16 protein-coding genes are annotated in these 18,198 nt (G+C 67.5%); 10 read left to right on the plus strand and 6 right to left on the minus strand.

Translation table 11 applies throughout. From position 1 onward, the window contains the following. Window positions 1-26: 26 nt before the first annotated feature. A complete protein-coding gene (locus NO345_RS15680; protein ID WP_256300755.1) occupies window positions 27-2,903 on the minus strand; it encodes a bacterio-opsin activator domain-containing protein in 2,877 nt (958 codons plus the stop codon). Window positions 2,904-3,146: 243 nt separating this feature from the next. Here NO345_RS15680 and NO345_RS15685 point away from each other — a divergent pair, with 243 nt between their 5' ends. Continuing rightward, a complete protein-coding gene (locus tag NO345_RS15685; protein WP_256300757.1) occupies window positions 3,147-3,269 on the plus strand; it encodes an amphi-Trp domain-containing protein in 123 nt (40 codons plus the stop codon). Then, window positions 3,266-3,433, plus strand: coding sequence for an amphi-Trp domain-containing protein (locus tag NO345_RS15690; protein WP_256300759.1), 168 nt, complete (start codon window positions 3,266-3,268; stop codon window positions 3,431-3,433). The genes NO345_RS15685 and NO345_RS15690 overlap by 4 nt, the downstream gene beginning before the upstream one ends. 6 nt (window positions 3,434-3,439) lie before the next feature. Here the strand turns inward: NO345_RS15690 and NO345_RS15695 are convergent, their stop codons facing one another. Continuing rightward, on the minus strand, window positions 3,440-5,002 hold the full coding sequence (locus tag NO345_RS15695; protein ID WP_256300761.1) for an ABC1 kinase family protein: 1,563 nt from the start codon (window positions 5,000-5,002) through the stop codon (window positions 3,440-3,442). Window positions 5,003-5,260: 258 nt separating this feature from the next. Between NO345_RS15695 and NO345_RS15700 the strand changes: the two genes are divergently transcribed. From NO345_RS15700 to NO345_RS15725, 6 genes are all read left to right on the plus strand, one after another. Next, a complete protein-coding gene (locus NO345_RS15700; protein WP_256300762.1) occupies window positions 5,261-5,998 on the plus strand; it encodes a DsbA family protein in 738 nt (245 codons plus the stop codon). After that, window positions 5,995-6,540 carry a hypothetical protein gene (locus NO345_RS15705; protein ID WP_256300764.1) on the plus strand — a complete coding sequence of 182 codons (546 nt, stop codon included), beginning with the start codon at window positions 5,995-5,997 and terminating at the stop codon, window positions 6,538-6,540. The genes NO345_RS15700 and NO345_RS15705 overlap by 4 nt, the downstream gene beginning before the upstream one ends. After that, a complete protein-coding gene (locus tag NO345_RS15710; protein WP_256300766.1) occupies window positions 6,537-6,953 on the plus strand; it encodes a hypothetical protein in 417 nt (138 codons plus the stop codon). The genes NO345_RS15705 and NO345_RS15710 overlap by 4 nt, the downstream gene beginning before the upstream one ends. A gap of 71 nt (window positions 6,954-7,024) precedes the next feature. Next, the gene (locus NO345_RS15715; protein ID WP_256300768.1) at window positions 7,025-7,456 is read left to right on the plus strand and encodes a universal stress protein; all 432 of its coding nucleotides are present in this window, start codon (window positions 7,025-7,027) and stop codon (window positions 7,454-7,456) included. Window positions 7,457-7,686: 230 nt separating this feature from the next. Next, window positions 7,687-10,224: a hypothetical protein gene (locus NO345_RS15720; RefSeq protein ID WP_256300770.1), complete on the plus strand. Its 2,538-nt coding sequence runs from the start codon at window positions 7,687-7,689 to the stop codon at window positions 10,222-10,224. 247 nt (window positions 10,225-10,471) lie between these two features. Then, on the plus strand, window positions 10,472-11,137 hold the full coding sequence (locus NO345_RS15725) for a hypothetical protein (RefSeq protein WP_256300772.1): 666 nt from the start codon (window positions 10,472-10,474) through the stop codon (window positions 11,135-11,137). Between the two features lie 35 nt (window positions 11,138-11,172). Here NO345_RS15725 and NO345_RS15730 read toward each other — a convergent pair whose 3' ends face one another. Together NO345_RS15730 and NO345_RS15735 are read right to left on the minus strand one after the other, a co-directional pair. Next, window positions 11,173-13,017 carry an ABC transporter ATP-binding protein gene (locus NO345_RS15730; RefSeq protein WP_256300774.1) on the minus strand — a complete coding sequence of 615 codons (1,845 nt, stop codon included), beginning with the start codon at window positions 13,015-13,017 and terminating at the stop codon, window positions 11,173-11,175. Then, complete coding sequence (locus tag NO345_RS15735; protein WP_256300776.1) at window positions 13,014-14,873, minus strand: ABC transporter ATP-binding protein; 1,860 nt, start codon at window positions 14,871-14,873, stop codon at window positions 13,014-13,016. The genes NO345_RS15730 and NO345_RS15735 overlap by 4 nt, the downstream gene beginning before the upstream one ends. 217 nt (window positions 14,874-15,090) lie before the next feature. Here NO345_RS15735 and NO345_RS15740 point away from each other — a divergent pair, with 217 nt between their 5' ends. Further along, window positions 15,091-16,005 carry a winged helix-turn-helix domain-containing protein gene (locus NO345_RS15740; protein WP_256300778.1) on the plus strand — a complete coding sequence of 305 codons (915 nt, stop codon included), beginning with the start codon at window positions 15,091-15,093 and terminating at the stop codon, window positions 16,003-16,005. 382 nt (window positions 16,006-16,387) lie between these two features. On the opposite strand, the gene NO345_RS15745 is transcribed toward NO345_RS15740, so the two are convergent. Next, window positions 16,388-16,681, minus strand: a complete 294-nt coding sequence (locus tag NO345_RS15745; RefSeq protein ID WP_256300780.1) for an amphi-Trp domain-containing protein — start codon at window positions 16,679-16,681, stop codon at window positions 16,388-16,390. Between the two features lie 217 nt (window positions 16,682-16,898). Here NO345_RS15745 and NO345_RS15750 point away from each other — a divergent pair, with 217 nt between their 5' ends. Continuing rightward, window positions 16,899-17,444 (plus strand): homing endonuclease associated repeat-containing protein, encoded by a 546-nt coding sequence (locus NO345_RS15750; RefSeq protein ID WP_256300782.1) that lies wholly within the window; start codon window positions 16,899-16,901, stop codon window positions 17,442-17,444. Window positions 17,445-17,474: 30 nt separating this feature from the next. On the opposite strand, the gene NO345_RS15755 is transcribed toward NO345_RS15750, so the two are convergent. Next, window positions 17,475-18,110 (minus strand): SDR family oxidoreductase, encoded by a 636-nt coding sequence (locus tag NO345_RS15755; protein ID WP_256300784.1) that lies wholly within the window; start codon window positions 18,108-18,110, stop codon window positions 17,475-17,477. Between the last annotated feature and the right edge of the window lie 88 nt (window positions 18,111-18,198).

Below are 18,198 nucleotides of genomic sequence, written 5' to 3' on the forward strand. Positions count from 1 at the left end.
ACAGGGCAACAGTAGAGACGGGTGTACTATCGAACCCCTCCCGGCCTCGGAGGTCGCGTCCCCTCCTCGAACAGCATGGCGAAGAGCTTCCGCTCGACGGTGCGGACGTGGCGGTAGAACGCAGTCGAGGAGATATCGAGCGTCTCCGCGACCGCCTGCCCGCTGCTGTCCCGGGGTGACTCGAAGAAGCCGCTGAAGTACGCAGTCTGGGCGACCTCGAGCTGTCTGTCGGTCACCTCGTCCAGGAACGTCGCGTAGAGGTCGCGCTCGTCGACGTTCTCGAGCGTCTGTCTGGAGCGGAGCTCGACGCCGGAGAACGTCTCGCGGACGAGCTGGGTCACCGTCCGGACGTCGATGCCGTTCGGCACGTCGACGACCAGCGTCGTCGTCTCCGGCGTCGTGGTCGCCTCGCGGAAGACGGCCCCGTGGTCGGCCAGTTCGAGAGCGAGGAACGGCTGCGAGAGACGGAGCCTGACGACCCCGCTGGCCCCGTCGTCGCTGACCGTCTGGACGCCCTCGATAGCGACGAGGTCGTCCGCCGCCTCGACGACGGCGGAGACCGATGCGTCCTCGAACCTCGCGAAGACGAAACTCCCCTCGGTGGTCTGCTGGACACCGCCCCGGTAGGAGATGGTGCAGTCGGCCGCGCGGGCGAGCCGCGAGAGGACGAACGCATCGTCGGCGATGTCGAACTCGACGCGGGTCATCGACGTCGAGAGGAGTGCGTTCTTGCGTTCGAGGGCGCTCAGAGCCGAGGCGATGGTCTCGCCGAGTTCGGACAGGACTGCCCGCGCCGTGTCGTCGAAGGCAGCTCTGGAGTCCGCGTACACCGTCAGCACCCCGTGGGTCAGGTCGTTGTACACCAGTGGGATGCTGAGGACGGAGAGGTAGTCCCTGGCGAGCGCGTCGGTCCGCCAGGGCTCGTCCCGGAGGCCGGCGGCGACGTTGCTCACCGTCGTCGTCTCCCCGGCCGCGGCGGTCCTCCCGACGGGTTCGCCACCGGTCTCGTCCACCGTGAACGTGCGACTGTCGAGGTAGCCCTGTTCCGCTCCGTCCCACGCCCGGGGCGTGACTGTCCCCGTCGCCCGGTCCACCGTCCCGACCCAGGCGAACGCGAACCTGTCGTCGTCGGTGAGCAGTTCACAGACGGTGTGGTCGACCGCGTCACGGGTCTCCGCCTGCACGAGCGCCTGGTCGATCTCGCGGATCGTCTCGTTGATCCGGTTCAACGCGGTGAGCTGGTCGTTCTTGCGCTGGAGCGTTCGGTCCTGTTCGCGCAGGCGCGACTCGCGGGTGACGCGGTCCAGTGCTGCCTCGGCCGTCGCCGCGAGCAGGTCCGTCAGCTCGCGGGTCACGTCGTCGAAGGCATCGACGCTGTCGGAGCCCACGAGGAACACCCCGTGGTCACCGAGCGGGATGAACGCCGCGCTCCTGATGTCGGTCGCCTCGTTCGCGAGCCGTGCCGACCGGTGGACGTCGTCGAAGAAGAGCGCCTCGTCCTCGACGAAGCTGAACGCCGGGAGCGTGTCCTCGCTCACCGGTACATCGGGGAGTGGGCCGTGGAGCTCCGAGAGCGCAGCGGAGTACGCACTCGGCCGGAGCTGGTTCGAATCGGGGTCGAACAGGAACACCGCACTCGCGTCGAGGTCGAGGACGCCGGGGGTGTCGTCGACGACGTGCTGTGCGATCTCCTGGTGGGTCTGCGCGTAGAGGAAGTCGCGAGCGGTCTCCTGCAGCGTCGCGAGCGCCTCCTCGCGCTGCTTCCGTTTCGTGATGTCGCGACAGCTGTACAGCAGTGTCCCGTCCTGGATGGACACCTCGCGCACGTTCACGAGAAGCGTATGCTCGTTGCCGGCCTTGTCGGTCGCCGTCACCTCGATGTTCTTGAGGACACCGTCGGCGGCGAGCTCGTCGCGGTCGAACAGCGGATCCCCGAGCAGTTCGTCGATGGGGACCCGGTCGCGGAGCTCCTCGGCCGTGTACCCGAAGATGAAGTGGACGTTCGGACAGACGTAGGTGTACTCGCCGTCCTCGTCGGTCATCAGGACGGTGTCGGTCATGTTGTTGAGCGTGACGCGGTGGAGTTCCTCGGAGCGCCGCAGGTCGCGTTCGAGGTCGATGCGGTCGGTGACGTCGACGCCCTCGACGACGACCGACACCAGTTCGTCGCGGTCGTTCGAGACGGGGCGGACCGAGAGGTCGACCACGGTGGAGTCGTCGGTGAGCGACGACCGGGCGACCACCGCGTTGGCGAACGACCCGTCGAGGGCCGTCTCGACGAGGCGTCGGACGTCGTCGTTCGGCTCTTCCGAGTCAGACCACCAGGGGAGTGTCCAGAACGGTTCCCCGAGGAGATCGTCCGTCGGCGACTCGAGCATCCCACGGGCGGCCTCGTTGAGCCTGGCGAGGTGCCCGTCGGGTGCGAGCACCCACGTAGCGGTGCGGTCGTCGTCGAACATCGCGTCGAACTGCCGGGCGCGTTCACGTCTGGTTCGCCGACTCCTGGCTGCGCTGACGGCCCGTTCCGTCCGAGCGGACAGGTCCTCGATGGCGGCGTCGACGTCGTCCCCGATAGCCACGTAGTCGGTCGCACCGGCCCCGAGGAGCCCGCTCGCCGTCTCCTCGTCCCCGGAGTCGGTCGCGACGACGACGGGAGGGGCCGCCGTCTCGGACCGGAGGTACTCGATGAGGTCCACCGCGGGAGCGTTCGGGAGGGACAGAGCGGTCACGATGCAGGCAGGAGAGCGGCCGTCCACGAACTGGAGTGCCCCGTCGACGCCGTCACGGCGGTGGACGGTCGCATCGGTCTCTGTGGCGAGGCCATCCGCGAACCGGTCCAGCCAGTCCGTGGCTCCGACGAGAAGGAGGTCGGCGTCGTCGAGCGTCGCGTCGACGGCGGTCATCATTGGTCACCCGGAGAGCGATGCAAGCCGTCTGAGACCAGTGTAACGGTTCGGCCGGAGGACACGGGGGATCCCATCTTCGAAGGAACGAGGTGCTCCCGGCATTAGGGGTTTACTATCCAACGGTACGGGTCGAGCGTGGCGGGCCCGCAATCGCTCCGGGAGTGTGGACCGGCGACCGGGCGGTCGGTGCCTCGATGGGCACCCCACGAAGCCAAGTTCGAGGTGAGCGGCTATCCTCCCATGGGAGAGCTAGAGACGGAGGAGCAGCGGACGCGTGCCGAGGTCGCGACGTACCTGCGGGATCTGGCCGACCAGCTGGACAGTTCCGAGCCGGTGACGCTCGGACTCGGTGGCCACCGGTGAGCCTCGATCCCGACGACGACATCACGTTCAAGCTGGAGGGCGAGTCCGACTGGAGCGAGGGCGACACCGAGGCCAAGCAGAGCATCGAGTTCGAGCTGGTCTGGTGGCGGGAGGCGACGACCCCCGAGGAGGGACACCTCTCGGTGGAGTCCGAGCGTCCCTGACACCCGTCACTCCCGTCGGACTCGGTGCAGGTACAGGAGACAAAAGACACCGGCGAGGACGGCGACCGGAATCTCGTACGGCTGGCTGTGGAACGCGAGCAGCGAGGCCGCAACGGCCAGCGAGCCGCCGAGCACCGCGTAGCCGAGCGCACGGTCGGTCCCCCCGTCGACCGGCTCGGTGCGGACCACCAGTTCGCCCCGTTCGAGACGGCTCATCGTCCGCTCGACCCGGTACGGAGCCCTCGCCAGCGCGGGGAGCGACCGTCGGAGGTCCGTCCAGGTGTCGTCGAGGAGCGCCTGGAACTCCGTCTCGATGAACCCCTGCTCGACGAGGAACGACCGGATGACCGCGAGGAAGTCGAACTCCGGGTCGAGCTGGCGACAGACGCCTTCCCCGACCGTGCCGACGCGGATGAGCAACATCACGTCGGGTGGAATCCGGAACGGGAAGTCCTGCAGCATCGTGGTCAGTTCGGTGACGATGGCGCGCCAGGTCACCTCGTGCCGCCCTTCGAGGTTCTCGATGACGAGGTCGAGCACCCGGCCGACCTCCGCACGGTCGACACCGACCTCCAGCACGTCCAGGGCGATGAGCGCGTCGACGAGGGCATCGACGTCCTGTCGGACCAGTGCTCTGTACAGTGAGACGATGTCCTCCTGCACGGTCGGGGCCAGGCGTTCGCTCATCCCGAAGTCGTAGATGAGCAACCCTCCGTCGTCGGTCACCGCCAGATTGCCCGGATGCGGATCGGCGTGGAACACGCCGTCGACGAGCCCCATCTTGAGGTACACCGTGGCGATCCGGGACGCCATCTCGTGGGGTGTCACGTCCAGACCGTCGAAGGCTCCGTCGTCGGTTATCTTCCGGCCCGTCCGGTACTCCATCGCGAGCAGTCGCTCGGAGGAGAGCTCGTGGTGGACCGCCGGCACGACGACGTCGTCCTCGTCCGCGAGGTTCTCGCGGACCTCCGCCATGATGCTGCGTTCGCGATTGAAGTCCAGTTCGTCCGCGATGATCTCCTCGAAGTCCTGGGCGGCGTTCTCCAGGGAGTACCGCTGGCGCTCGTTCGCGAAGAGGCTGACCAGGGGGATGATCCGCCGAACGACACGCAGGTCGCGGTCGATCTGCTCCTTTACGTCGGGGCGTCGGACCTTGAGCGCGATCCGCTCTCCCCGATACCGGACGGTGTAGACGAACGCCAGCGAGCCACCGGCGACTGGCTCGAGCGTCGCCAGGTCGATATCCGCACCCAGTTCGGCCTCGACCACCGCACGCGGGTCCCCGCCGGCATCCTCGGGTATCTCGTCCTGCAGGGTCCGGAACTCGTCGGCGTAGATCGGGGGCACGATGTCGGGGCGCGTCGAGAGCACCTGGCCCACCTTGACGAACGCCGGGCCGAGGTCGAGCATCGTGTCCCGGAGCCGCTCGGCTCGGTCCCGATGGACGCGCTCCTCGAGCCGCCTGGGTCCGCCGAACAGCAGGAACCGGCGTCTGTCGCGGAGGAAGGCGAGCGCGAACGGGAGGAACCGGAGGAGGACGGCGACGTATCGCCGGTAGAAGCCGGTCATCGATACCGGGGTCGTGGGGTGTTCGCGGGCGTCTGGTGCATAGCAGTCCGTTCAGACGAGTTGCATAAATAGCTGGGTGACTGTGGTCGCGAATCGGGTGAGCAACGGGACGCTGTCCGACGCCCACCGGCCGGGTTCGACGGTGGCCGAACGGGGGACCGACACGGGACTACCCGGACCCCGTCGGTCATTTCCGGGGAGGGATTCGGGACTCGACCGCAAGACAGATACGTCGTGTCCAGATAGTCTTGCACGTCAATGGATAGCGGGAGCAATATTACACGGCGGCGCGCCCTCCTCGCCGGCGGTGCGACGGTCGCCTTCGGCGGCGGCGTCGCGTATCTCGCATCACGAACGGGGTCCTCGAGCGGGGAGTACACGCCGTCGACGTACCAGTCGCTCGACGAGTCGACGGGGTACGGGGTCGAACTCGCCGGGAGACCGGTCGTCGGCGAGCGCGACGCCCCCGTCGACGTGTACTACTGGACGGACTACCTCTGCCCGTTCTGCAAGGAGTTCGAGACGCAGACGCTGCCGAAGATCGGTCGGAACTACATCGAGCCCGGCGACGTGCGGCTGGTGTTCCTCTCGTACCCGAACATCGGGCAGTACTCGATGCCGTCGGCGCAGTGGGACCGGTGCGTCTGGCGGCTGAACGCCGAGACCGAGCCGTCGGCGTACTGGCACTGGCACGGGGAGGCGTTCGAGGCGCAACAGAGCGGTGGCCACGACTGGGCCGACGAGTCCACCTTCGAGGACATCACGGAGCGGACCGACGGCGTCGACGTCCCCGCAGTCGACGACTGTCGACAGAACAACCGCGAGGAGATTCGATCGAGCATCGAAGCGGACGTCGACCTGGCCCAGAACTCGGGGGTCCAGGGGACGCCGGGCTTCGTGCTCTACAACCGGGACGCCGATGCCGCCGGGAAGATAGTCGGGGCCCATCCCTACGAGAACTTCGCGGAGGCGCTCGACAGGGTGGTAGCGGCGTGAGTACCGCCGACAGCACGGGCCAGGGGCACCTCCACACCCTCCGTGACGCTCTGACCTATCCCCTCACCTCTGACCGCCGGCTGCTGGTCGCCGGTGTCGCCACGGCACTGACGTACCTCGTGCTCGTGTTGAGTACGTTCCCACAGTTCTCCGTCCAGATCGTCTCGAAGGACCCCGCGGACATCGGCTACGCCGTCTCGGCGCTCACCCGGGAGGTGTACCTCACCACCGGCTGGATAGGGCTCGCACTCGTCGTGCTGTACGCGCTCCTGACCGGGGTCGCGCTGACCCACACCGCCGCGCTGTACCGGCAGACACGGGCGAGCGGCGCATCGTCGCTGGCGACGGTGCTCCCGGGCGTCCTCGCTGCGGGCTGTGCGAGCTGCGGAGCCGGCGTCCTCGGGATGCTCGGGTTCGTGGGGGCGATGGCGGCGCTCCCGTTCCAGGGGAACCTCCTCCGGGCCGCCGGGATCCTGCTGCTCGTCGGATTCCTCGCCAGAACGGGCGACCCCCGGACCTGTGACGTAGGTGACCTCACGTGAACGTCGCCGGTGACCGACGAGACGTCCTGCGAGGCGTCGCCGTCGGACTGGGCGTGTTCCTGGTGTTCGGGGCGGTGACGGGACTGATACCGAACCCGCTCTACGTCCGGATGGTCGCCAGGACGCCGGTGGACTACCTCTTCCTGTTCGCCACATCCGCGTTCGCGGCGGCGTTCGTCTACCAACGGTCGCTGGCGGCGGAACCAGTCGGTGACGGTGTCGCCGTCGGCGGCGTCATCTCCGGGGTCCTCGCGTTCGGGTGTCCAATCTGCAACGCGCTCCTGCTCGCGCTGTTCAGCAGCTCCGCGCTGCTGACGTACTTCGACCCGCTCCGCCCGCTGCTGGGCGTCGCGAGCATCGGTCTCTTCGTCGGTCTCCTCTACTACCAGCGGGTCAACTGTCGGCGGTGTTGAGACCACGGCCCGATTCCACCGTCACGGGAACCGGCGCATCACTCTTGGTAGCAAACAGCGTAGTTCTAGCCATGTACTCGAGCATCCTCGTGCCGACGGACGGGAGCGAGCACGCCGAGCGGGGCATCGAACACGGGATGGACCTGGCGGCGGAACACGGCGCGACACTCCACGTGCTGTTCGTCGTCGACGAGAACGTCTACGGGTCGACGCCGGCCCTGAGCAGCTACGAGGCGGCGCTGGAGCGGCTGGCGGACGACGCAGAGGACCTCGTCGGGGACGTCGTCGAGGACGCCATCGAACACGGAATCGAGACGACGACGGCAGTGCGCCGCGGCGTTCCCCACCAGGAGATTCTGACGTACGCTTCGGAGAACGACATCGACGCCATCGTGATGGGCAAGCGCGGTGCCTCGGGGGAGCCAGGCGAGGGCCCCCACCACCTCGGGTCGGTGACGGACCGTGTCCTCAGGGGGTCCGAGGTGCCGGTCACACCGGTCTGAGCGAACCGGAGTGGGGCGGCCGAGACGGACACAACCGGGGCGGACCCGACGTGCTTCGCCCCCGAATCGCCTGGGTGCGGCGGGACACGAAGTACTTCGACTGCGATATCAAGACGGTCGACGACCGAGGAGCAGTCGATGGGTAGACAAGAGACGGTACCACCGACAGCGACTGCAGTTGCGAACGGATTCGACGCACGTGCCGACGCGGCGGCCAGCGGAGGGAACCGATGACGGAGCAGCGGGACCGGACGACGAGGCGGCGCGACCTGCTCAGGGCGGTCGGCGCGACGGCGTTCGCAACCTCGGTCGCGGGCTGTGCGGCGCTGACTGGCGGTTCCGACAGCCCGGCGGCGGACCCGACACCACAGGCGACCACGGCCGCGCCACCGACGGATCAGCCGACCACGGCAGGGGACGGCGAACCGACGGACGACACCGGCCAACCTGCCGGTGACGGACCCACGGCGGGCATGGAGGCCTGTCCGGCGGGGAACGCGGGCGGCGGCGACGTCGTCGAGATCGGCGGCACGTTCACCGAGGACACGACGCTCGGCTCCGAGGCCAGCGAGTACCTGGTCACCAGCTCGCTCGACGTAGAGGACGGCGCAGTGTTGACCGTCGAACCGGGGACGAAGCTCCGCTTCGCACAGGACACCTCACTCGTCGTCAGAGCCGACTCCGCGCTCTCGGCGGTCGGGAACTGCGCGGAGCCCGTGGTGTTCACCGGTGATCAGGCGACACGCGGCTTCTGGAAGGGCATCTTCTTCGAGGGGTCCGACCGGGTGCAGAGCGAGCTGACCTACGCGGTCGTCGAGTACGGCGGCGGGGACTCGTTCATCTTCGCGCCTGCACGAGCGAACGTCGTGGCCATCGACGGCGCACGACTCCGTATCGACAGCTCGAGCCTGCGCGAGAGCGACGCCTACGGGCTGGCCTACAGCGGCAGCGTGACGGTCGACAGTTTCGAGCAGAACGTGCTGACGGCCAACGGCGACGGTGCCGCGTACGTCTCGTCACAGTCGGCGCACTTCCTGAGCGACGGGAGCACCTACACGGGAAACGACGAGGACCGCGTCGCCATGCACGGCGACGACATCGGGGCCGACTTCGCGGGCACGTGGGACGCACTCGACGTGCCCTACACCGTGGAGACGGGGGACAACATCCGGCTGGACGGTGAGCTGACCATCGCCCCCGGGACGACCGTCGAGTTCGGACAGGGCGTCGGTCTCCTGGTCTCGGAGGACGGCCCCGGTTCGCTCCGAGCGGTCGGGATGGACCCCGAGACCGAGGAGGTCCAACCAATCACGTTCACCGGCTCACAGCAGACCCGTGGTTACTGGAAGGGCGTCGGTATCGTCGGCAGCGACCAGACGCCGAGCCGGTTCGAGCACGTGGTGTTCGAGTACGGCGGCGGCGACGACTACATCTTTGCGCCAGGGGAGGCCAACCTCGCCGTCTGGGACGGCTCGCGGGTCGACGTCTCGAACTGCACGTTCCGCGAGAGCGACGCCTACGGCTTCGCCTTCTCCGGTAGCGCACGTGTCGACGCCTTCGTGCAGAACACGGTGACCGCGAACGCCTCCGGGGCCGGGCTGGTCTCGTCCGCGACCGCGCACGTCCTCTCCGACACCGGGACCTACACCGGTAACGACGAGGACTTCGTGCTCGTCCGCGGGGCCACGATTCCGGGTGACGACGAGGTGACGTGGGACGCAATCGACGCCCCCTATCGCGTCCAGACCGGCGAGAACGTGCAGGTGGACGGCCACCTCACAGTCGGCCCCGGCACCACCGTCGAGTTCGGACAGGGCGCCAGCATGACCATCGAGGAGAACGGGCCGGGCCGGCTGACGGCGGTCGGCATCGACCCGGACACCGAGGAGAGCCAGCCGATCACGTTCACGGGTGAACAGCAGACCCGCGGCTACTGGGACGGCATCGCCTTCCGCGGCACCGACCGGACCGAGAACCAGCTCCGCAACTGCGTCGTCGAGTACGGCGGCGGCGACGACTGGATCTTCGCACCCGCCAGGGCGAACGTCGTCGTGTTCGAGGGCTCACGGGTCCGCATCGACGGCTGCACACTCCGGGAGAGCGACGCCTACGGCTTCGCCTTCTCCGGCAGCGCGAAGGTCGACAGCTTCACGGCCAACACCGTCACTCGGAACGCGTCGGGGGCGGGGAGGGTCGCCTCGTCGACGGCCCACCCGCTCTCGGACACCGGCACCTACACCGGCAACGACGAGGACATCGTGCTCGTCCGTGGCGACACCATCGGGAGCCGACAGACCGTCACCTGGGACGCCATCGACGTGCCCTACCGGGTGAACACCGACGACAACGTCGAGGTGAACGGACACCTGACGATCGACCCCGGGACCACCGTCGAGTTCGGCCAGGGTGCGCGGATGACCGTCGAGGAGGACGGTCCCGGCGCGCTCACGGCCGTTGGCGAGTCCGGCAGTCCGATCACCTTCACCGGTGAACAGCAGACGCCGGGGTTCTGGGACGGCATCGCCTTCCGCGGCAGCGCGCGGACCGACAACCAGCTCCACTGGTGCGTCGTCGAGCACGGCGGCCGCGACGACTGGATCTTCGCCCCCGGTCACGCGAACGTCGTCGTGTTCGAGGGCTCGACGCTCTCGCTCCAGAACTCGACCATCCGCGACGGCAGCGGCTACGGGCTCGCGGTGAGCGGCGACGCGACAGTGAGCCAGAACGGGAACACGTTCTCCGCGAACGGGGGCGGGGCGCAGAACTGAGGCGTCCGGAGGGAACCGGGGGACGGTTTCTGCGGCCTCGTCCTCCAGAAAGCACTTGTCTGTATTCCTGAAACCCCTATCCATGGACCGACGGCAGTTCCTCGGTCTCGCGGCGGCCGGGGTTCCGTCCATCGCCGGCTGCCTGGGTGGCTCTCCGGGCGAATCGCCGCCAGCCTCCACCGAATCGCCAGCCTCTGAACCGACTACTCGAACGCCGAGTATCAATGAGACATCGACCCGAGTCGAGATGGGAGAGACGGCTACGGTCGGGGACCGGGACGTGGTTCTCTCCGAGCCCAGACTCCGGAAGGGCGTCTACACAACGGGCGTCCACGACCCGCGGCTGGTCGCGTGGCGTGGCCAGTACATCGTGGTCACGGTCACTGGCTCCGACCTGGCGTCCATCGACGACCTCCGAACGGAGGTCCCCGGCGGCAGCGACGTCTCCGTGTCCCCGACGCCGACGCTCACCGACCGGGAGTACGCGGTTCCCCTTCCGCCAGGCAACCACGAGAGGGCCGAACTGGTCGTGGAGGAAAACGGTGAAACTGCCCGCTGGAGCCTCCCGGCGGCGGTCCAAGAGAACGTCGGCAACATGCCGAGGTTCGGCATCGAGTCGTCCGAGTTCGTCCGGCGTGACGGCGACCTCGAGCTGGAGATGACTGTCCGGAACGAGGGCGACCGGGACGGCCAGTTCGTCGCGACGGCGAGTTCGGCGGCCTTCAGCGGGAAGCGCGCCTTCGAGTTCCCGGTCGCGGCCGGCGAGTCGTACGAGTACAGCGGAACCGCGGGCGGGATGGCCCTCCTGTTCGACAACGACGGTGGCGGGACGTTCGTCGTCGAGTACCCGGGACGTGACGGGGTGGAGCGGCACGAGATTCGTGCGGAGATGCCGGGCACGACGGCGAACTGACCGGGTCGGCGCTGGGGCCGAGTGTCACGCCGTACTCAGTCACCGGATGCCGCGACCGCACCGACCTGCACGTTCCAGAGGCGCGCGTAGCTCCCTCCCGCCTCGACCAGCTCGTCGTGCGTGCCCGATTCGACGATCCGGCCGTCGTCGAGCACGACGATCTGGTCGGCGTGCCGGACCGTCGAGAGACGGTGGGCGACGACGAACGTCGTGCGGTCGGCGGTGATCTCGGCGAGGTGCTCCTGGACGATGCGCTCGGTCTCGGTGTCGACGTGGCTCGTCGCCTCGTCGAACACCAGCAGCTCCGGGTCGCCGACGACGGCGCGGGCGATGGCGAGTCGCTGGCGCTGGCCGCCCGACAGCGAGGTGCCCTGCACGCCGAGTTCGGTGTCGTAGCCGTCGGCCAGTTCGGTGACGAACTCGTGAGCACCCGCGACGCGGGCGGCCTCGCGGACCCGCGCGTCGTCCACCTCACCGTCCGGTGCGCCGGCCGCGACGTTCTCCCGGACGGTGCCGTCGAACAGGAACGAGTCCTGGTCGACGTAGCCGACCTGTTCGCGGTAGGACTCCGGTTCGATGTCGGTGAGAGCCCGTCCCTGAACCTCGATGTGACCCGTTCCGGGGTCGTGGAACTTGAGCAGCAAGTCGAGGAGCGTCGACTTGCCAGCGCCCGTCGCCCCGACGATACCAACTGTCGAGCCGGATGCGACGGCGAGGTCGATGCCATCGAGGACCGGCCGGTCTGTCCCGGGGTAGGTAAAGGAGACGTCGTCGACGGTCACGCCGGGTGCGTCGAGGTCGACGGCGGCCTCCTCCCGACGACCGGTCCCCACCTCGCGAGCGGTGAGTCCCCCGATCCGTTTCGCGGCCGCCTTCGCGCCCTTGTAGCCGTTGATGAGGCCGCCGAGGTTCTTCAGCGGCGGCGTCATCCGCTCCAGGTAGAAGAGGAACGGGACGAGCTCCCCGGCGGTGAGCGTCCCGGAGAAGACCAGCGGTGGTCCGACCGTGGTCCACTGGACCCCGATGGCGACGACGAGGACGAGCCAGACACCGACGACGAGGCGGTTGAGCGGTGCCTGTCGGATGGAGAGCCGACGGTTCGCGAGCCGGGCGTCGGTGTACTCGCGCGAGGCGTCGGCGGTCCGCCGGCTCTCGGCGGCCTCGGCGGTGTTCGCCTTGATGACGTCGAGCCCGCCGAGCGCCGTCTCCAGCAGCGCGTTCAGTCCGCCACGCTCGGTCCGGATGTCGTCCTGGATCGGCTCCACCCGCCGGGAGAACCAGAGGTTCATCGCGGCCAGCACCGGCGCGGATAGCAGGACGAACAGCGCGAGCTGGACGTTCAGCAGGCCCATGTAGACGAACGCACTCACGATGGTGGTGAGCGCCCAGATGCTCGCCTCGACGAGCTTGTTGAAGAACGTGTCCAGCTGGTTCACGTCGTCGTTCAGCGCGCTGATGACGTTGCCCGTGCGGTGCTCGTCGAAGAAGGCCAGGTCGAAGCCGACGACCGTCGAGAAGGCTCCTGTCCGGACCTCGTGCAGGAACCGCTGGGTGTACAGGCCGAAGCAGTACTCCCCGACGAACGAGAGCGAGTGCGACACCAGACTGGTCGCGACGATGAGTGCCGTGACGAAGACGAGCAGGTCGATGGTCTCGGTCGGGACCACGGACTGCGGCAGCAGCGGCAGAGCGAAGGGCTGGTCGTTGAACAGCGCGTCGATGCCCAGTCCGATGAGGTAGACGTCGGCGAGGCTCAGGAAGATGGAGACGAACGTCGACGCCATCGCGACCAGCAGCAGCGGAAGGTCCGCCCGTCCGTAGCGGTCGACGAGCGAGACGAGCGGGTGGTCGTCGGCCCGCTCCGAGAACGCATCCGTCATCCCTGGACCTCCGTTTCGGGGGCGTCGGCCGACCCATCCATCCCGGTCGCGACGGCTCCGGTCTGGACCGCCCAGAGCGAGGCGTACGTACCGTCCCGGTCGACGAGTTCGTCGTGCGTGCCGCGCTCGGTGATCCGGCCGTCCTCGAGGACGACGATGCGGTCGGCCTGCCGGACCGTCGAGAGTCGGTGGGCGACGGCGAAGACGGTCCTGTCCTGGGCGACGGAGCGCAGTGTCCGCTGTATCTCGGCCTCGGTCTCGGTGTCGACGTGACTCGTCGCCTCGTCGAACACCAGCAGGTCCGGCTCCGTCAGGAGGGCCCGGGCGATGGCGAGACGCTGTCGCTGCCCACCGGAGAGCGTGGTGCCGCGCTCGCCGACCTCGGTGTCGTAGCCGTCGGCCAGCTCGGTGACGAACTCGTGTGCGCGAGCCTGCTTCGCTGCGTCGACGACGGCCTCGCGTGGGGCGTCCGGGGCCGCGTAGGCGACGTTCTCGTGGACCGTCCCGGGGAACAGGAACGGGTCCTGCCCGACGTAGCCCACGTGCTCCCGGAGGCTCTCGACGGCGTGTTCGTCGATTGGCCGGCCGTCGATGCGGATCTCGCCGGTGTCCGGGTCGAAGAACCGGAGCAGGAGCTTCACGAGCGTGGACTTGCCAGCGCCGCTGTGGCCGACGATACCGACGAAGTCACCGGGGTCGGCCCGCAGGGAGACGTCCTGCAGCGTCGGCTCGCCAGCGGCGTCGTCGTAGGTGAACGACACCCCATCGTAGTCGACACCGCCGTCGGTGACGGACAGCGGTGGTGCCTGCTCGTCGGGGCTCTCGGCGGCGTCGTGGCGCAGCAGCGGGACGACCCGACGACCGGACGCCCGACCGTTCTCTATCCTGTCCAGCACCTCGACCGCGAGCTTCCGCGTCGGGTCCATCAGCGAGAACGTGTACATGATGAACGTGAGCAGGGTCCCCGCGGTGAGCGACTGCGTGAAGACGGCCGGGGTGCCGGTGAGGAGCCAGTAGCTCCCCACGCCGAAGAGGAACCAGACGCCGGCGACCGCGAGCAGCCAGGAGACGCGGTTGTAGATGGCCCGGAGCTTGAGAGCCGACCAGGCAGCGCGCTTGTAGGCCGCCGAGGCCGCACCGAGCCGACTGGTCTCGTGCCGTTCTCGGACCAGCGACTTCACGCTCCGGATGCCCTCGACAGCGTCACGGAGACGGTTGTTGAGCCGGCCGACGTTCGAGCGCACGGCGTCGTACCGCGGCTCGAGCAGCCCGGCGTAGTACCGCGCCGTGACGGCGACGACCACCGGGAGCACGGCCACGACGAGTGCGAGGTTCCAGTTCAGGAGCAGCATGAAGGCGAACGCGGTGAGGAGTTCACCGCCGTAGACGACAGCTGCGCGACCGCCGTCGAACAGGTCCGCGAGGTTGTCCACGTCGTCGTTGAGGACGCTCAGACGGTCCCGGTCCCCGGTCCAGTGGGCCGACAGTGGAAGACCGATCGCCGTGTCGAACGAGGTGGTCCGGATCTCGTGGAGCGTTTCGAGGGTGGCGCGCTCGTAGACGAGGGTGCCGTACCAGCGGCAGAGGCTCTCCCCGACGACGGCGACGGCGAGGAGTGCCACCACGAGCGCGGCCTGTGCGCCCGTCTCGTCCGGAGCCAGTCCGGCGGGGACGAGTGGCAGGGCGAACGCCTGGCTCTCGAGCAGCAGCGAGTCCAGTGCGACGCCGATGACGAGCGCGGGGACGCGCTGGAAGGCGAGCGCGAGCAGTATCAGCAGAGTGCCGCCGACGAACTGGCGACTGCGGCGGCGGGCGAACCGGTGCAACAGGTAGCGAACGGGGGTCGATGTCGACATGTCGTGGTGTGGGGGAGCGCGTATCGTCGATGTGCGAACGGTCTGGCGTGTCACAGTTTCAGAGCTGGGAACGGAATAAGCGTAATCTGTACCGCGGTACTGTAAGAACCCAGACACGCCTGTCCTCAGGGGGCCGTCCCATCCAGAGACTCGGCGGGGTCGAAACAGCGCGGCACCCGACCACAAATCAGTTGCCGGTGGGCGTGAACGACGGCATATGGACGGTGAGCAGCCGGACGACACCACCGAAGGGGTCGACGAACGGCCGCCGGACGACGTGTTCGGGCTGCTCGGGAACGAGGTCCGCGTCGACATCCTCCGGGCGCTCGGGATGCGACCGGACGACCGGCTCTCGTTCTCGGCGCTGTTCGACCGCGTCGACATCGCCGACAGCGGGAACTTCAACTACCACCTCGACAGGCTGTGCGGCGTGTTCGTCCGGAAGACCGACGACGGCGACGACAGCGGCTACGAGCTGACCCACGCTGGCCGGGAGGTCGTCGGCGCGATGTACGCCGGCACGTACACGACGAACGCGACCATCGACCCCATCAGGCCGGGCTGGAACTGCCTGCTCTGTGACGGCGAGATGGTCGTCCGCTACGCCGACGAGCGTGCGGAGTTCCGCTGCGTGGACTGCGACGGCGGGGCCGAGTTCTCGTTCCCGCCGGGCAACATCGACCAGTACGACCGGGCGGAGCTACCGACCGCGTTCGCCCGCTGGTACCACCAGACGTTCGGGAGTCTGTTCGACGGGTTCTGCCAGCTCTGCTCGGGGCGCGTCGAGCGCGACCTCCTGTGGCTCCCCGGCGGCGGCCCCGGCGAGGACCCGAAGCCGTCGATGGCCGAATTCGAGTGCGGGCGCTGCGGAAGCGTCGCCCACGTCTCCGGCGGTACGATGGCCACCTTCCACCCCGTCGTGGAGGGGTTCCTCGCCGAGCACGGCTTCGACGCATCGGCACGCCACCCATCGCAGGTCTGGGCCGACCTCGACGGGTTCCGGGCGGAGATCCACAGCGAGGAGCCACCCCGGTTCTCGGTGGTGTTCGAGGTTGGCGGGGAGCGGGCGACCGTCGAGGTGGGTCCACACGCGAGTGTGGAGGCTGTGACGCGGGAGTCTATCGAGGAGTGAGAGTGGGTCGAGGCTCACAGGGTGATGCGTGAGATGTACCCAGGGGCACGAGGCAGAAAGATACCCGGCTCCGCCACCACCTCCGCACCGTCGATCCCTGATGAAAGACTCGAAACGGTGGTGACGGGACTATTCAGCCGGTAAGTAGGTCCTCTGTATCGAACGCTCAGTGGATTCGAACCTGTCGACTCCTCTCGGACGATTCTTTGAATTTCTCCGGGGACTTGATATGTAGGACTGTAGGTTCCCGTGACTGGGTTGGACTCTGTTGACCGGGTCTGGTGCTCTCTGGGAGGGGTTATCCAGTCTGGCAGACACCCGTGTGGCTGAATGATCGGATGGGGTTTCCAACGAATGGCCGCAAGATGGGCTGTCTCCCTAATTATTCGTTCGCCGATACCGGTTCGCCGTCTTCTATCTGCCATTCGAGTTCGACTTCGAACTCGGCCTCGTCGTCGGTTACCTCGTACTCGACTTCCAGTTCGAAGCGCTCTGGAACCGCCACCGTGAAGCCGTTTTCTCCTTCGATGTCGATCGTCCCGTTCTCGACACCATCAGCGACTTCACGGAGTATTCCCGCACCGTCTGCCCGACTCATCACCCGCTCACCTTCACGTTCCGTCTCACCATCTGTCGATTCCGCTTCGGTCTCGGATTCTTGTTTATCGTTTCCCATACCGACTCTACGACGGCTGCCAATAAAATATCTCGGCCTCCATCAAAGTCAAAGACGCTGCCGCGATGCCCATTTGTGCGTTTGCCCAACACAGTCAGTGATACGGCTCTACCGAACCTTTCGAATGTTATCTGGTGGGATAGGGCGCTAAAACCTCACGCGTCAGCGCGGGGATACAGCGCCCTATCCCACCAGATAAACAAGAGGCGACCAGAAAGTGCCTGAAGCAGAGCGATTACGGGACAGCCTACAGAGACTCGAGCAGGAACTGGGGAGACCACCGGAGCTGGCAGACATCCTCGAGCGGGAGGACTGCCCGAATCTGCCTCCGTTCCAGGACGCGTTTGGCTCCTGGTACAGCGCGCTGTGGGCGGTCGGATTCACACCCCAGAACCCACCGAGCTACTGGGAGGCTGCACTCGAGTCAGCAGGATATGCGACGCCAGTGAAACCAGTCCAGAAGTGGACTGAAGATCGGCTCTTGGACGATCTGTGCGAACTGGCGGACGCACTCGGTCGAAAGCCGAAAGCGGTCGATGTCGCACATGAGTCGGAGATGGCTGCACCGCGAACGTACGACCACGTCTTCGGCTCCTGGAACACCGCGCTCGAGGAGGCTGGGTTTTCGGCGACGCCCGTTGGCAAGCTACGAAGATATTCGGACGAGGAATTGATCACGACCCTTCAGTCGATAGCTGCAGGACTGGACCGACAGCCCCGAACCGCTGATGTCGTGGTGCGCTACGCGCCGGAAGGCCGGTAGACGTTCGCGTCCTTTCGCCGAACCATGCAGTCAGTCGTCCAGCGGCTCCTGTAACGCCTCCTCGATCGGCTCGTCGCCGGCCGCGAGTTCGAACGTCTCGCCGAACGTGCTCTCGGCCTCGAGCGCCGAGACCAGCGTCCGGGAGACGTCCTCACGCGGGATATCGACGTCGTCGCCGTCGAGATGGACGCCCGTTCTGATTCGTCCGGTTCCGTCCTCGTCCGTCAGCGGTCCGGGTCGGACGATCGTGTACGTCAGGTCGCTCTCCCGTAGGTACTCGTCGGCCTCGGCCTTTGCCTGGAGGTACTCTCGCAGCTCTTCCGGACCACTCTCGGGCCGATCGGCGTTAATCGAGCTGAGCATCACGAACCGTTTGATGCCTTCGGATTCGGCCTCGTCGACGAGATTGTTCGCGCCGTCGCGGTCGACGCCCCACACGTCCTCGCCGCCCGAACCCGCGGCGAAAATGATCGCGTCGATTCCCTCGACGGCGTGCGAGACGTCCCCGGTCAGATCCGCGACGACGGGTTCGGCACCGAGGTCCTCGATGTCCGACGCTTGCGACTCCGCGCGAACCATCCCCCGAACATCGTGGTCGCTCTCGGCGAGGATGCGGGTCGCGTGTTGGCCGACCTGTCCGTGCGAACCGGCAACGAGTACGTTCATACGCTAGATATCGGCTGGCATGGTGAAGAGGGTAGCGGGGATCGGCGGCCCCAGGAGCGACGGAATAGAGTAAACGAGCCCACGTTGT

Origin of the sequence: Haloarchaeobius salinus (genome assembly GCF_024464185.1) — an archaeon.
Taxonomy (GTDB): domain Archaea; phylum Halobacteriota; class Halobacteria; order Halobacteriales; family Natrialbaceae; genus Haloarchaeobius; species Haloarchaeobius salinus.